The following is a 14,463-nucleotide window of genomic DNA, read 5'->3' on the forward strand; positions in this document are numbered from 1 at the left end:
AAACTTTTGTTACAGTTAAATAGGATTTTATCTAAAAAAATAAATTATTCTCTATCGAAACGTGCCAGCTTTTTGTCGATCCAAATAGTGGCAAAAGGGAAAAAAGCAGAGATGAGTGAAAAAACAAAATCTTCATCATCCCAATCAAAGATTTTTCTGATGGACGGCAAAAATAAAAGATATAAAGTAAAAAATAGCCCGTGAATGCTGCCGATAGTGCTGATGTAGATGATAGCCAAAATGTTTTCTGGCTCCAAACGAATGTAGACCATCGCAGTAAAAAGAAAAAACCATGAAATCGCTTCTGCTAGACAAATTTGTCTGAACCATTTAATGACTTTTTCTTGGGAATATTTTGAAAAGAAATTTTCTAGAAACTCCATGATATAATATTTTATTTTCGCTAAAAACTAAAAACTAAAAACTAAAAACTAAAAACTAAAAACTAAAAACTAAAAACTAAAAACTACTTATAAAAGCTACTCCCATCCAGATACTCAAAAACTTCAGGGGGAAGCATGGGTTTTACATTTTTTCCTTCTTTAATCATATTTCTGATTTCTGTGGCAGATAGTTCAATGATGGGCGCTTTGATCATAGAAATGTTTTCGTGCTGAAGATATTCTGAATCTTTTTTTTCTTCACTGAAAACTCTGGGATAGACGATAATGTGATGATTTTCAATCAATTTTTCCGAGTTTTTCCATTTTCCTAAACTTTCCAAATTGTCTTCGCCCATAATTAATGAGAAAGAAATTTCAGGATATTTTTCATGCAGATAGATTAAAGTATCAATGGTATAACTTGGTTTTGGAAGCGAAAATTCAACATTTGAAACCCGCATTTTGGGGTAGTTTTTTATTGCCAATTGTACCATATCTAGACGATTGTGGTCTTTTAGCAAAGATTTTTTATCTTTAAAAGGATTCTGCGGACTTACCACAAACCAAAGCTCATCCATATCCGAATTTTCAAGAATATAATTAGCCAATATTAAATGACCAATATGGATGGGATTAAAAGAACCGAAAAAGAGGCCTGTTTTTTTCAAGGATATTTTGATGTTTTTTGATGTCAGTTTTCTATATTGTTAATTCGCTTTACTTGGCAATTTTAAGTTAAATATTTGTTTAAATTTTTACATTTACAATTTATTTTCGCAAGAAATATAACTTATTCACCTTCATGAAACTTCACATCTCTAATATTCAGATAATGAGTCACATTTCCTTTCCAATGGTTTTCTTCAAGAGTAAATGCGATATCAAATGTTTTATTTCTAAAATCATCAGCAAACTGGCCAAGTTTAAAGCCTACACATTCCACATTTCTTCCGGTAGATTCTTGTCTTATGTAAAACTTTAGGTGGCTGTTGTCTTTCCCCATCGTCTTCACATAACCGGCAATTTTTTGGTTTTGTAAAACCAAATTAGGCTTCATATTGTGAGGTCCGAATGGTGCTAATTTTCTATGGAAGTTGATGAATTCACGGTTGATTTCATCAATGTTCATCACAGAATCTATAGTAATTGAAGGTTCTTTCTGATTATCTTGGATTCTTTCAGCAACTGTTTGTTCAAATTTTAATTTAAACTCTTCAAACTTATCTTTTTCCATAGAAAGGCCTGCAGCTGCATGATGACCTCCGAATTTCAAGAAATATTCCGAGCAAATATCCAGAGCTTCGTGTACATCAAAATCAGATACAGATCTTGCGGAAGCTACCATTTCACCGTTGTTTCCATCGGTAAAAACCAAAGTGGGTTTATAGTAAGTTTCAATTAATCTTGATGCTACAATACCAATTACACCCTTGTTCCATTCCGGATGGTAAACGATAGTGGTGTATTTTGTTTCCTGCTGAGATTCTACAATTTGTTTCAAGGCAGATTCTGTAGAATGCATATCAAGTTCTCGTCTCTCATCATTTAAATTCATGATGTCGGAAACAATCTGATGAGCGTGTTTCAAATTGTCTGAAACCATGAGTTCTACAGCTGCTTTTCCTTGCGAAATTCTTCCAGCAGCGTTTATTTTGGGCGCAATTTCAAAAACAATATTGGAAATTTCAAAATGAGATAGTTTTTCTTCTGGTATTAAAAGTCTTAAGCCCATATTTCGGGTTTTTCTGAGGACTTTTAAGCCTTGTTTTGCCAAAACTCTGTTTTCACCATTCATGGCAACAATGTCTGCAGCAATTGATATGGCAAGCAGATCCGTTAATTCAAATAATTCTGCTTCGGGAATTTTATAAATTGTATTTAAGCCTTGGCACAATTTAAAACCAACACCACATCCGGAAAGTTCCTTGTATGGGTATCTGCAATCTATTCTTTTAGGATCCAAGACCGCTACAGCTTTTGGTATTTCGTCACCAGGTAAATGGTGGTCACAAATAATAAAATCAATTCCTTTTTCGGAAGCATAAGAAATCATGTCTAAAGCTTTTATTCCACAGTCTAAAGCGATGATTACTGAAAAACCGTTTTCTTTTGCGAAATCAATTCCTTCTGTTGAGATTCCGTAGCCTTCAGAATTTCGGTCGGGGATGTAATAGTCGAGATAACTTTTGTGTACAATTTTTCTCAGGTAAAGATACATGAGAGCTACTGCTGTAGTTCCGTCTACATCATAATCTCCGTACACCATTATTTTTTCTCCATTTTCTATTGCAGTTGCAATGCGTTCTACTGCTTTTTGCATATCTGCCATCAGAAAAGGATTGTGAATGTCGTTGAGGTTGGGTTTGAAAAACTCTCTCGCCTTTTGGTAATTGTCAATCCCTCTCATAACGAGGATTTTAGATTCAAAAGTTCCGAAACCAAGCGATGAGCTCAATCCGTCTACAATTTCTTCATCAGGTTCAGGTTTAAAAATCCATTTATGACTCATTTCACAAAAATAAGGAAAAATATTAGCTTTAGGTAGTGAAAACAAATATTGTTCAGGTTTTTTGAATTGCCTATCTTGGTGCTACAAATAATATTCAAATGAAAAAAATCGCATTATGTGTTGCTCTTTTGGGAGCTTTATTTACTATAAATGCTCAGAAAATTAATCTTGGTAAAGCGGTGGGGATTGTTTCTAAAGGAGCTTCTGCCTTGGTTTTTTCCAACGAAGACGCCGTGAAATTATCCAAAGAATCTGTAGAATATATGGATAAAAATAATCCTATTGCAGGGCCTAAAGATCCTTACACCGTGAGGTTAAATAGGCTTTTTGGAAAGCATAAATCTCAAGATGGTTTGAATCTAAATTATAAAGTTTATAAAGTAACCGAGGTGAACGCCTTTGCTTGTGCTGACGGAAGCGTAAGAGTGTTTTCTTCTTTGATGGATGTAATGACAGATGATGAATTGTTGGCTGTGATTGGGCATGAAATTGGGCACGTCAAAAATCAAGACACCAAAGATGCTATGAAGTCTGCATACTTGAAAGCAGCGGCACTAGAGGCTGTTTCTTCTGCTTCAAATGATATAGCTGCACTAAGTGAAACCCAGATAGGGAAAATGGCCAATGCTTTTTTGGATGCCTCACACAACAAAAAACAAGAAAATGAAGCAGATGAATACTCGTATGATTTTATGAAATCAAACCGCTATAATGTTGTGGGAGCTTATACTGCATTTAAAAAACTGGCATTGCTTTCTGAAGGAGGAGCTGCCCAATCTAAAATTCAGAAAATGTTTAATTCTCATCCCGACAGTAATAAAAGAGCGGAAGCAATAAAGAAAAAAGCCGAAAAAGATGGTTTATGGAAAGATCCCGGAACCGTTTCTTTGCCTAAGGCTAAACTTACAAAATAAATAAAATTTAATAAAATTAAAAACTCCTCAAAATCTAAATTTTGAGGAGTTTGTTTTGATGAAATTGAATGTTACTCTGGTATTTAAGAATACATTTTTTCTCTTAATTCTTTGATCTTTTTGTCTGCAAGATATTCATCGTATGTAGTTTCTCTGTCGATAATTCCTTTCGGAGTTAGTTCAACAATTCTGTTACAAACAGTTTGTAGCATTTCGTGGTCATGTGATGATAGCAGTAGATTTCCTTTGAAGTTAGATAGTGAGTTGTTCAAAGTAGTAATACTTTCTAGGTCTAAGTGGTTTGTAGGCTCATCAAGAAGCAATACATTGGCTTTTTGAAGCATCATTCTGCTGAACATACATCTCATTTTTTCGCCTCCGGAAAGTACTTTACAAGACTTTAAAGCTTCGTCACCTGAGAATAGCATTCTACCTAAAAATCCTCTCATGAATTCTTCGTGACGCTCTTCATCATTTTTAGTAAATTGTCTCAACCAGTCTACTAAGTTGATATCTTCCTGAAAGAAAGTAGTATTATCCAAAGGCATGTGAGATTGGTTTGTAGTAACGCCCCAAGCTATATTTCCTTTATCAGCTTGATTGTTTCCCGCTAAAATTTCAAAAAATTCTGTAATTGCTAAAGAGTTTTTTGAAATAATGGCAACTTTATCTCCTTTTTTAAGATTTAAATCGATGTTTGAGAATAATAATTCTCCATCTTTTGTTTTTTCTAAACCTTTTACATCTAAAATCTGATCTCCAACTTCTCTTTCCATCTCGAAAATAATTGCAGGATATCTTCTAGAAGAAGGTTTAATATCATCAATGTTTAATTTGTCAATCATTTTCTTTCTAGCCGTTGCTTGCTTAGCTTTTGCAACGTTGGAGCTGAATCTAGCGATGAAATCCTGAAGTTCTTTCTTCTTTTCCTCTGCTTTTTTATTCGCTTGAGCTCTTTGTCTAGTTGCCAGCTGAGAAGCTTGGTACCAGAAAGAGTAGTTACCTGTATAAAGGTTTAATTTAGCATAGTCTAAATCTCCGATGTGTGTACAAACGGTATCTAGGAAGTGACGGTCGTGAGATACTACGATTACTGTATTTTCGTAATCTGCTAAGAAATCTTCTAACCAAGCGATGGTGTCAATATCCAAGTCGTTTGTAGGTTCATCAAGAATCAATACATCAGGATTGCCAAAAAGAGCTTGAGCTAAAAGAACTTTTACTTTGTCTTTATTCTCTAGTTCGCTCATCATTTGCCAATGCATATCGTCTTTAATTCCTACATTAGAAAGCATTGTTTGTGCATCAGATTCAGAATTCCAACCTCCCATTTCTTCATACACCACACCAAGCTCACCGGCTTTAATTCCATCAGCATCAGAGAAATCTTCTTTTGCGTATAAAGCATCCATCTCCTCTTTTATCTCGAATAATTTCTTATTTCCTCTTAAAACAGCTTCAAGAACTGTATAATGATCGTATGCAAAGTGATCTTGCTCCAAAACCGACATTCTTTTTCCCGGTTCTAAAGATATATGCCCTGTTGTTGGGTCTTGTTTTCCTGTTAGTATTTTTAGGAATGTAGATTTTCCTGCGCCATTAGCACCAATAATCCCGTAGCAGTTACCCTTCGTAAACATGATGTTTACTTCGTCGAAAAGCACCCTCTTTCCGAATTGTAAAGATAAGTTAGATACTGTTAACATATAAGTTTGTAAATTTGGCGCAAAATTACGAAAAGAATTTGGGTAATTATAATATTGTAATACTCAAGTTTTTATACGAAAGTAAATTTTGTATATTTAATAACAAAATTTAAGAATATGAAGATTGAAAAAACAGTTAGAATACTTAATAAAAGAGCAAGATTTGAATATGAGATTTTTGATGAAATAGAGGCAGGGATGGTGCTTACGGGAACCGAAATAAAGTCTTTGAGATCATCTAAAGCATCTATTACGGAATCTTTTTGCCAATTTATAGATGGCGAGTTGTATATCATCAACATGATGATAGATGAATATAAATTGGGAACATTTTATAATCATAAAACAAAAAGGGAACGGAAATTGCTGTTGCACAAAAAAGAATTAACAAAGCTTGAAAAAAAGCTCAAAGATGCGGGTAACACAATTGTGCCGTTGAAGCTGTATATCAATGATAGAGGCAAGGCAAAAGTGCAAATAGCATTAGGAAGAGGTAAAAAACTGTATGATAAAAGAGAGACTATTAAGGATAGAGAAAATAAACGAACCCTCGATAGAGTATTAAAGAAAAGTTAAAAATCATATAGAAAACTTTGTTTATAAAGAAAAATTATATTTATTTTGCAATATCAATTATTTAATCATTTAATTCTATGAAAAATCTAAAATTAGGAATTTCAGCATTGGCACTTACGATTGCCTCTACTGTTTTCGCCCAGACTACCAACAATCCGTGGTTAATCGGAGTTGGTGCTCATGCGGAAAATCATACCGCACAGCGTGGTACTTTCGGGAATACGCTTTCTGCTAATAATGTAACGAAGAACATGTTCAATATGAACAATTTTTCTGTAACACCACCTTTATCTAAACTTACTGTTGCAAGAAACATCGGAAAAGGTTTGGTTATTGACTGGCAAACGTCAGTAGGTAATGTTGAAAACAAAAGATTCAACATGGGGAAAGAATTTATGTTATTAACAGGTCTTGGGTTCCAAGCAAAAGCTGCTGGTCTTCTTTGGAGCGAAGAATCTTGGTTTGACCCTTACTTGAGAGTAGGTGCTAACTACCTAAGACATGATTACACTTCTCTTACTTTCCCAAGACAATCATTTATCAACGGTAACCCAGCTGAAATGATTAGCAACGGAGAGAACGGAAATGAGAACGGAAAAGCAAATCATTTTATGGTTTCTGGAGGTGCAGGTGTTAACTTCTGGTTAACTAAGAACTTCGGTTTCGGTGTTCAAGGTGATTACGTATCTTCTCCTGGAGACAAATCTACAGTTGCTAACTTCTGGCAAGCTTCTGCTTCATTGAACTTCAGATTCGGAAACAGAGACAGAGATAAGGATGGTATCTTAGACAAAGACGATTTATGTCCTGATACACCAGGTTTACCAGAATTCCAAGGTTGTCCAGATACTGACGGAGATGGTGTTGCAGATAAAGACGATCAATGTCCTGAAGTTGCAGGTCCAGTAGAAAACGGTGGTTGTCCTTGGCCAGATACAGATGGAGATACTATCATCGATAAAGATGATGCTTGTCCTTCAGTTGCAGGTCCAGTAGAAAACAACGGTTGTCCTTGGCCAGATACAGATAATGACGATATCTTAGATAAAGATGACGCTTGTCCTAACGTTCCTGGTTTAGCAGAATTTAACGGATGTCCTCCTCCAGTAAAACCAGTTGAAGTAAGAGTTACTGAAGAGTTTAAAGATCTATTATTTGATTTCAACAAAGCTACAATTAGATCTCAATCTAACAGTAAATTGGATCAAGCTGCAAGAATTATCAAAGAAGAAGGTACAAACCAAAACTTTGTAATTGTAGGTATGACTGACAGAAAAGGAAGTGATGTTTATAACTTGAATTTATCTAGACAAAGAGCTGCTTCTGTAGTTTCTGCTTTAGAATCTAGAGGAGTTAATCCTTCTGTATTGAAATCAATCGGTATTGGTGAGCAAGAAGCTCAAGTTGCTGAAACTGCTACTGATGCTGAAAGACAAGCTGATAGAAAAGTTGTTGTAAGAGCAATCTCTGGAGGTTCAGAGTGGGAAACTTACAAAAAATCTGACTTACCAGTGAAAAAAGCTCCAGCTAAGAAAAAAGCTGCTGCTAAAAAGAAAAAATAATCTATTTTTCTAAATAATAAATACCTCCAGACTTCTGGGGGTATTTTTTTTGTTGTTGATTTTAGTTAATTTTGTAAAAATATAATACAAAAAATGGGAAGAGCGTTTGAATATAGAAAAGCGTCGAAAATGGCTCGTTGGGATAAAATGGCCAAAACTTTTTCTAAAATCGGTAAAGACATTGCCTTAGCTGTAAAAGCGGGTGGTAGTGATCCAGAAGCAAATCCGGCATTACGAAGATGTATCTTGAATGCAAAAGGTGCCAATATGCCGAAAGATAATGTAGAAAGAGCAATAAAAAAAGCAAGCGGTGCTGATGCAGAAAACTATGAAGAAATCAACTATGAAGGTTATGGGCAAGGTGGTGTTGCATTCTTCGTAGAATGTACTACAAACAATACAACCAGAACAGTAGCCAACGTAAGAGCAATTTTTAATAAGTTTGATGGTAACTTGGGTAAGAATGGCGAATTAGCATTTATCTTTGATAGAAAAGGCATTTTCACAATAGATTTAGCCCAAATAAAAATGGACTGGGATGATTTTGAAATGGAAATGATTGATGGGGGAGCAGAAGATGTAGAAAAAGACGAAGATGAAGTATTGATTACTACCGCTTTTGAAGATTTTGGCTCATTATCTCATAAATTAGATGAACTTAAAATTGAAGCTAAAAGTGCAGAATTACAAAGAATTCCAAACAACTCAAAGGAAGTTAGTCTAGAGCAATTTAAGATCAATATGAAAATGTTGGAGCGTTTTGAAGATGATGACGATGTACAAAACGTCTATCACAACATGGAAATGACAGATGAACTTTTAGAAACTTTATAAAAAACAACTGGGCTTTATTAGAAAGCTGTAAAATTTCGCCACGAATACATCAATTTGTAGCAATCTAAAACTCTAAAAAGAGTTTGATAAGGCTATTTTAATTTATGTATTCGTGGCTTTTTTTTTATCCTACAATTTAAACTGCAGGAAAAATAATATTGTATTCATATACAGTTCACTTTCAAGTAGTTTCTTTGCATAAGAATCAAACGTGAAATCGCCATCAGTGGTTAATCAAAATACTTACGGTTATGGCGATCACTTTTGATCAAAGAGAAAAAATCTCTGCTAATGAAAAGAAACGTAGAAGTGGTTGTCATTTCAGATGTGCATTTGGGGACTTATGGATGTAAGGCTAAAGAATTGCTCAGATATCTAAATTCTATTCAACCGAAAACATTAGTTTTAAACGGTGATATTATAGATATCTGGCAGTTTAAAAAATCTTACTTTCCTAAACCTCACCTTAAGGTCATCAAGAAATTTCTTTCTTTGGCCACCAAAAATACCGATGTGTTCTACATCACAGGAAATCACGACGAGATGTTCCGCAAGTTTACAGATTTTGAGCTCGGAAAGCTGAAAGTCTGCAATAAACTTAATCTTAATCTCGACGGAAAAAAAACATGGATCTTTCACGGAGACGTTTTTGATGCTTCTGTACAACATTCAAAATGGATTGCTAAGCTCGGTGGAAAAGGGTATGATCTTTTGATTGTTATCAATAATATTGTCAACTGGTTTTTAGAAAAAATGGGCAGAGAGAAATATTCATTTTCCAAAAAAATCAAAAATAATGTAAAGAAAGCCGTAAAGTACATTGGAGATTTCGAGCTTACAGCTTCAGAGTTGGCAATAGATAATGGCTATGATTACGTTCTTTGTGGCCATATTCATCAGCCTCAAATGAGGGAAGTGAAAAATAAAAAAGGCTCTTGTCTGTATCTGAATTCAGGCGATTGGATTGAAAACCTTTCAGCCTTGGAGTATCATTCAGGAAATTGGTCCATATTTCATTATGATGAGCATAAACATAACCTGAAAGACGATGAGAACGACGAAATGCAGGAAATTAATAATGAAGATTTATTAAAAATTGTAACTCAATTTGCTTAATATGAAAATATTATATGCTTTTCAGGGAACAGGAAACGGTCACATGGCAAGAGCCCAAGAAATCATTCCTCTGCTTAAAAAATATGCAGAAGTAGATACATTAATCAGTGGTCACCAATCACAACTGAAGGCTGATTTTAATTTGGATTTTCAGCACAAAGGAATTTCTCTTCTTTACAACAAATCCGGTGGAATTTCTTACTCTAAAATACTCTTTAAAAATAATTATTTTAAAGCAGTAAAAGCTATTCAAAATCTTGCATTATCCCACTATGATCTTATTCTCAATGACTATGAACCTTTAACGGGGTGGGCTTGCAAAACAAAAGGGATTCGTTTTCTGGAATTGAGTCATCAAGCTTCAATGAGCTTTAAAGAAACACCAAAACCTGCGAAAAAAGATTTTTTCGGGGATAAAATTCTAAAATATTATGTTCCGAGTGAGCATAGAATAGGATTTCATTTTGAATCTTATCATCCTCAAATTAAAACCCCCGTTATTAGGCAAAAAATCCGTCAATTGGATGCTTCCAAAAACGGATTTTATTTGGTTTATCTTCCCAGTTTTTCGGATGAAAATATTATTAAAATTTTAAGTCAAATAGTCGTAGAATGGAAAGTTTTTTCTAAATATTCTAAACTTTACTATCAAGTAAATAATGTAGAAGTTTTTCCGATAGACCAAACAGAATACCTGAATGCTTTCGAAAAATGTGAAGGAATTCTTTGTAACGCTGGTTTTGAGATGCCTGCCGAAGCATTGTTTTTAGATAAAAAGCTATTTGTGATTCCTATTCATAATCAGTATGAACAAGAATGCAATGCAGAAGCAATTTATCGTTTAGGAATTCCAAAATCTAAAACTTTAAAAAAAGAAGATATTGAAAATTGGGTAAATTCTAAACAGCATTTAAAAGTAAATTATCCTAACAATATTGAAGAAATCTTAATTGATGAAGTTTTACCTTTCAAGTAAAATATCTTCTACATCACTCATTCTTTTCATTACGGCTCTTGCGTAGGAACAGTGAGGATAAATGTTCCAATTGTTTTCCCTTGCAAATTTTATGGCTTCTTCAACCAGAAATTTTCCCAACCCACGACCTTCAAACTCGCTGTGAACTAAAACAAACGAAATTATTAGTTTTTTGTCTTCAGGAAAAATGGTGTAAGTAAGTCTGCCCACTTCGCTCAATTCATTATTAAGAGTAATTACCCCTCCGTTTCCGCTTTTGTTGTTGGTGAATGTCATAAGGCTATGTTTAGAATTTAAAAATGCAAAAATTGAACCGATGATGTTTTAAATTTAAATAGACATTAGCCAGTAACACAAATTAAAACTTAATTAATTATCTTTCCCCGTGTAATAATTATAATCTTTAATCACAATCCCGATGAACTGTCTTTCGGTCATTTGCTGAGGATTAACTTCCAGCTTGAGAATACTCTTTATTTTATCTGAAAGTTTGGAAATGATCTGTCTGTCATCTACTTTTAAGGCTTTTACATAATTGTCTTTAATGATTCTCATGTCATTGTCACTTAGGCCGATTACTTGTGGGAATGTAGGGATGTAGTTGTCTTGAAGCTTTTCTAAAATCGTATGAGAAATGTTGATGTTGTTTTTTAAAGAAATAATGGCAGTTCCCGCTGTGATGTCGCCTAGTCTTTGGCTGTTTTTGGATGTAATTGCCGACACCAAACCTACAATTCCTAAAAAAGTAACATCGATGACTCTAAAAACCCACCGAATCAAGTAATCTGCAAAACTTGCCTGGTAGCCATCTATTTTTACGACGCGGATTTTCATTATTTTTTTGCCCGGAGTTTGCCCTTCCATTAAACTTTCCATTACCAAAGGATAAACTGAGGCAGGAAAGAAGATGGCAATCTTTATGGCACGTTCAGACCAAGAATCTAGTTCTGTCATATAGTGTTCTAGATTCAAAAAATCGAGAAAAAAATACATGGCAAAAAACAAATAAGCGATCCTTATAATTCCGTCAATCAGAAAAGCGAGTATTCTTTCTCCAAGACTTGATATATTGAAGCTAATATTAACATTTTGTGAAGTGTTTATCGCAATTTGAGACATATTTTTTATTATTTTAGCCTTACAATTATGAGAGAAGTTTATTTTATTAAACAAAATAAAGAAAAATGGTTGGGAATAGAAGAGGTTGTTCAAGGGAAATTAAAAAAAAATCCCGATGAGCTGTCATCTTTGTACATCAATCTGATCAATGATCTTTCTTTTGCGCAGACTTATTATCCGAAAAGCAATACCGTGGTGTATCTCAATCATCTTTCGTCTCAGATTTTTCAGAAAATCTACAGAACGAAAAGGGTAGAGCAAAATCGCGTGATTTATTATTTTAAAACTGAAGTTCCCTTGCTGGTGCATCAATACAGAAGGTATTTGGTTTACGCTTTTGCATTTTTTATTTTGTTTACCTGCATCGGCTGGATTTCGGCAGCTTACAATAAAGATTTTTTGGCTGTAGTCATTCCAAATGGTCAGGCTTACGTTAACGAAACTGTAGAAAACATCAAAAACGGAAATGCAGTTGGGGTTTATCAAGATGGTTCTACTTGGGGCAGTACAATTGGTATTGTTTTTAATAATCTGGAAGTAGGAGCAAAACTTTATCTTTTTGGTATATCCGGCGGTTTCGGAACCTTCTATGCCCTTCTATCGAATTGTGTGATGCTGGGATCTTTTCAGTATTTTTTTTATGATTATGGTGCGTTGGGAGATAGTGCAAAAGGAATTTGGCTTCATGGTACATTTGAAATATTTTCGATGGTTGTAGAAGCGATGTGCGGCCTTATTTTGGGGGCTTCAATTTTATTTCCGAAAACGTTATCTAGATTTAATTCCTTGAAAAAAGGTTTTAAAGATTCATTCAAGATATTTTTAAGTACTGTTCCTTTTACGATTTCTGCAGGGATTATAGAGGGTTATGTTACAAGACACGCTTTAGAAATGCCGCTGGCGCTTAATGTCTTCATAATTTTTGGATCGCTGATTCTTATTGGAGGTTATTATCTCGTTTATCCCAACTACGTAGCAAAGCAACAAAAAAATACAAACAATGATTAAATTTTATAATAACAGAGACTTTGGAAGCTTCATTACAGATAGTTTTGGATTTTTCAAAACCAAAGCAGGCAACTATTTTAAGAATTTTTTATTGATCAACGGGATGGTTTTAATTCTTTTGATAGTAGTTATCTTCTTTGGCTTTAAAGATTTTTTAGGAGAGATTTTCAATAAAAATTTTACCGGAGGAACAGATTATTTCGAAAAATATTTACATGAAAATCTTGGCTTAATGATTATTAATATAGTTTTGGTATTGGCTGTTTATTCTTTATTGATGATTCTCAACTTGTTATATCCTGTTTTCTATCTTAAAAGGATTGCACAAGGGCAGGATGAAGTAGAGGCTCATGAGATTATTTCAGATTTGAAAACTAATTTTACTAAAATTATTAAACTTTATTTGGGTTTAATTTTGTTGGTTATTCCTGCTGCTGCGTTGCTATTGGCTATTTCTTATGTGATGGTATTCTTCATTATTGGTATTCCGGTGTTGCTTTTTGTGGTTCCTACACTTTTCAATGCAGTTCTATTTTTAGTTTATGATTATATTTATACTGAGCGAGGTTTTTTTGGGAGTTTAAGCTATGCCCTGAGATCCCAATTTTCTTATCAAAACGGAAGAGAAAAGTCGCCTTACTGGAAATATTGGGGTTCTACCACAATCCTTTTTCTTATGTACAATGTGGTTACCACTATTTTTATGGCTATTCCTGCTCTTATCCTTATTTTTAGGCTCACTGTTACTACTTCCAGTTCAAATATTAATAATAATCCTTTGGCCGATGAATTTGGTGTTTTAATAACATTCGTCTATGGTATCTCAATAGTAATTTCAGCATTTTTAATGAATGTTTTGTACGTGAATGCAGGTTTTCAATACTTCGATAGCAGAAGAGATTTGCATCAGAAAAATGAATTTCAAGAAATAGATACAATTGGTCTCAATGCGTAAGTTTTTAGTTTTATTGAATGTTTTTTTCTTCAGTGCTCTCGCTTTCGGACAGGAGTATGATTCTGTATTTAGCGAAGTTGATTCTGTAGAGCAAGTGCAACAGGCAGGAAATCCCTTCGACGGGATGCTTGCTTCCGAATCGTTACTTATAGAAAAACCTCAGACCGAAAATATAATTTACACCAAAAAGTTTAAAGAAAATCTTTCGTCAAGATACAAAGGCCAAGATTTCAATTACACTACAGAAACTCCAGAAGAATCTTTCCTCGATCGGCTTATGCGGAAAATCAATGCTTTTTTAAATAGCATATTCGGTTACAGCAATGTGAATACTTCATTTAATTTAGGGAAAATAATTCTGATCATTTTCGTGGTCATTTTAGTTGGATTTTTGATCTATTTTTTAATCAAATATTGGGTATCAAACAATATGAGTTTCTTTGTAAAGAAAAATTCTCAAATTGATATCAGAGAAGAAAATCTTCACGAAAACATCCATGAAATCAATTTTTCAGATACAATTGTAAAATTTGAAAATTCTGCAGAATACAAATTGGCGGTAAGGTATCAGTTTCTTTTAGTTTTAAAAAAATTAAGCGACCAAAAATTGATTTCATGGAATCCCGAGAAAACAAATGCAGACTACACCAATGAAATAAAAGACAAAAATCTTAAGGATAGATTTTCAGATTTAGCTTTAATCTTCGATTATATTTGGTATGGCGATTTTGGTGTAGATCACAATTCTTATCTTAAATTTAAAGAACAGTTTCAGGCATTCAAACCGATAATCACAACTTAGAAA

At 33.9% G+C, this 14,463-nt stretch carries 15 protein-coding genes; 9 read left to right on the plus strand and 6 right to left on the minus strand.

Annotated elements, in window-relative coordinates:
* Positions 1 to 44: 44 nt before the first annotated feature.
* The 3 genes from BW939_RS03015 to recJ all read right to left on the minus strand — a co-directional run bounded on the left by BW939_RS03015 (position 45) and on the right by recJ (position 2,892).
* Entirely contained in the window at positions 45 to 383 is a 339-nt protein-coding gene (locus tag BW939_RS03015; RefSeq protein ID WP_076449622.1) for a DUF3817 domain-containing protein, read from the minus strand.
* Positions 384 to 466: 83 nt separating this feature from the next.
* Complete coding sequence (nadD, locus tag BW939_RS03020; RefSeq protein WP_076449624.1) at positions 467 to 1,051, minus strand: nicotinate (nicotinamide) nucleotide adenylyltransferase; 585 nt, start codon at positions 1,049 to 1,051, stop codon at positions 467 to 469.
* A 122-nt stretch (positions 1,052 to 1,173) separates the two neighbouring features.
* Entirely contained in the window at positions 1,174 to 2,892 is a 1,719-nt protein-coding gene (gene recJ, locus BW939_RS03025; RefSeq protein WP_076449628.1) for a single-stranded-DNA-specific exonuclease RecJ, read from the minus strand.
* A gap of 98 nt (positions 2,893 to 2,990) precedes the next feature.
* On the opposite strand from recJ, the gene BW939_RS03030 reads away from it, so the two are divergent.
* A complete protein-coding gene (locus BW939_RS03030; protein WP_076449630.1) occupies positions 2,991 to 3,806 on the plus strand; it encodes a M48 family metallopeptidase in 816 nt (271 codons plus the stop codon).
* Positions 3,807 to 3,889: 83 nt separating this feature from the next.
* Here the strand turns inward: BW939_RS03030 and BW939_RS03035 are convergent, their stop codons facing one another.
* Positions 3,890 to 5,512 carry an ABC-F family ATP-binding cassette domain-containing protein gene (locus BW939_RS03035; protein WP_076449632.1) on the minus strand — a complete coding sequence of 541 codons (1,623 nt, stop codon included), beginning with the start codon at positions 5,510 to 5,512 and terminating at the stop codon, positions 3,890 to 3,892.
* A gap of 117 nt (positions 5,513 to 5,629) precedes the next feature.
* On the opposite strand from BW939_RS03035, the gene smpB reads away from it, so the two are divergent.
* From smpB to BW939_RS03060, 5 genes are all read left to right on the plus strand, one after another.
* Positions 5,630 to 6,088 carry an SsrA-binding protein SmpB gene (smpB, locus tag BW939_RS03040; RefSeq protein WP_076449634.1) on the plus strand — a complete coding sequence of 153 codons (459 nt, stop codon included), beginning with the start codon at positions 5,630 to 5,632 and terminating at the stop codon, positions 6,086 to 6,088.
* A 77-nt stretch (positions 6,089 to 6,165) separates the two neighbouring features.
* On the plus strand, positions 6,166 to 7,650 hold the full coding sequence (locus BW939_RS03045; protein WP_076449636.1) for an OmpA family protein: 1,485 nt from the start codon (positions 6,166 to 6,168) through the stop codon (positions 7,648 to 7,650).
* Between the two features lie 93 nt (positions 7,651 to 7,743).
* Positions 7,744 to 8,484, plus strand: coding sequence for a YebC/PmpR family DNA-binding transcriptional regulator (locus BW939_RS03050; protein ID WP_076449638.1), 741 nt, complete (start codon positions 7,744 to 7,746; stop codon positions 8,482 to 8,484).
* Between the two features lie 291 nt (positions 8,485 to 8,775).
* Positions 8,776 to 9,600, plus strand: coding sequence for a UDP-2,3-diacylglucosamine diphosphatase (locus BW939_RS03055; protein ID WP_076449641.1), 825 nt, complete (start codon positions 8,776 to 8,778; stop codon positions 9,598 to 9,600).
* Position 9,601: 1 nt separating this feature from the next.
* Positions 9,602 to 10,576 (plus strand): glycosyltransferase family protein, encoded by a 975-nt coding sequence (locus tag BW939_RS03060; protein ID WP_076449643.1) that lies wholly within the window; start codon positions 9,602 to 9,604, stop codon positions 10,574 to 10,576.
* On the opposite strand, the gene BW939_RS03065 is transcribed toward BW939_RS03060, so the two are convergent.
* Both BW939_RS03065 and BW939_RS03070 read right to left on the minus strand, forming a co-directional pair.
* Positions 10,562 to 10,852, minus strand: coding sequence for a GNAT family N-acetyltransferase (locus tag BW939_RS03065; protein ID WP_076449645.1), 291 nt, complete (start codon positions 10,850 to 10,852; stop codon positions 10,562 to 10,564). The genes BW939_RS03060 and BW939_RS03065 overlap by 15 nt on opposite strands.
* A gap of 93 nt (positions 10,853 to 10,945) precedes the next feature.
* Positions 10,946 to 11,695: an RDD family protein gene (locus BW939_RS03070; RefSeq protein WP_076449647.1), complete on the minus strand. Its 750-nt coding sequence runs from the start codon at positions 11,693 to 11,695 to the stop codon at positions 10,946 to 10,948.
* 27 nt (positions 11,696 to 11,722) lie between these two features.
* On the opposite strand from BW939_RS03070, the gene BW939_RS03075 reads away from it, so the two are divergent.
* Genes BW939_RS03075 through BW939_RS03085 form a run of 3 tightly spaced genes read left to right on the plus strand, consistent with a single transcriptional unit; the run spans position 11,723 to position 14,460 of the window.
* Complete coding sequence (locus BW939_RS03075; RefSeq protein WP_076449649.1) at positions 11,723 to 12,703, plus strand: stage II sporulation protein M; 981 nt, start codon at positions 11,723 to 11,725, stop codon at positions 12,701 to 12,703.
* Positions 12,696 to 13,658, plus strand: a complete 963-nt coding sequence (locus BW939_RS03080; protein WP_076449650.1) for a DUF4013 domain-containing protein — start codon at positions 12,696 to 12,698, stop codon at positions 13,656 to 13,658. The genes BW939_RS03075 and BW939_RS03080 overlap by 8 nt, the downstream gene beginning before the upstream one ends.
* Complete coding sequence (locus BW939_RS03085) at positions 13,651 to 14,460, plus strand: hypothetical protein (RefSeq protein ID WP_076449652.1); 810 nt, start codon at positions 13,651 to 13,653, stop codon at positions 14,458 to 14,460. The genes BW939_RS03080 and BW939_RS03085 overlap by 8 nt, the downstream gene beginning before the upstream one ends.
* The last annotated feature ends 3 nt before the right edge of the window (positions 14,461 to 14,463 follow it).

It is taken from the genome of Chryseobacterium piscicola (genome assembly GCF_900156685.1).
Lineage (GTDB): Bacteria > Bacteroidota > Bacteroidia > Flavobacteriales > Weeksellaceae > Chryseobacterium > Chryseobacterium piscicola.

Coding starts and splice junctions, on each gene's coding strand:
- BW939_RS03015 (WP_076449622.1), bottom strand. CDS start 383: ATGGAGTTTCTAGAAAATTTCTTTTCAAAATATTCCCAAGAAAAAGTC.
- recJ (WP_076449628.1), bottom strand. CDS start 2,892: ATGAGTCATAAATGGATTTTTAAACCTGAACCTGATGAAGAAATTGTA.
- BW939_RS03030 (WP_076449630.1), top strand. CDS start 2,991: ATGAAAAAAATCGCATTATGTGTTGCTCTTTTGGGAGCTTTATTTACT.
- BW939_RS03035 (WP_076449632.1), bottom strand. CDS start 5,512: ATGTTAACAGTATCTAACTTATCTTTACAATTCGGAAAGAGGGTGCTT.
- smpB (WP_076449634.1), top strand. CDS start 5,630: ATGAAGATTGAAAAAACAGTTAGAATACTTAATAAAAGAGCAAGATTT.
- BW939_RS03045 (WP_076449636.1), top strand. CDS start 6,166: ATGAAAAATCTAAAATTAGGAATTTCAGCATTGGCACTTACGATTGCC.
- BW939_RS03050 (WP_076449638.1), top strand. CDS start 7,744: ATGGGAAGAGCGTTTGAATATAGAAAAGCGTCGAAAATGGCTCGTTGG.
- BW939_RS03055 (WP_076449641.1), top strand. CDS start 8,776: ATGAAAAGAAACGTAGAAGTGGTTGTCATTTCAGATGTGCATTTGGGG.
- BW939_RS03060 (WP_076449643.1), top strand. CDS start 9,602: ATGAAAATATTATATGCTTTTCAGGGAACAGGAAACGGTCACATGGCA.
- BW939_RS03065 (WP_076449645.1), bottom strand. CDS start 10,852: ATGACATTCACCAACAACAAAAGCGGAAACGGAGGGGTAATTACTCTT.
- BW939_RS03070 (WP_076449647.1), bottom strand. CDS start 11,695: ATGTCTCAAATTGCGATAAACACTTCACAAAATGTTAATATTAGCTTC.
- BW939_RS03075 (WP_076449649.1), top strand. CDS start 11,723: ATGAGAGAAGTTTATTTTATTAAACAAAATAAAGAAAAATGGTTGGGA.
- BW939_RS03080 (WP_076449650.1), top strand. CDS start 12,696: ATGATTAAATTTTATAATAACAGAGACTTTGGAAGCTTCATTACAGAT.
- BW939_RS03085 (WP_076449652.1), top strand. CDS start 13,651: ATGCGTAAGTTTTTAGTTTTATTGAATGTTTTTTTCTTCAGTGCTCTC.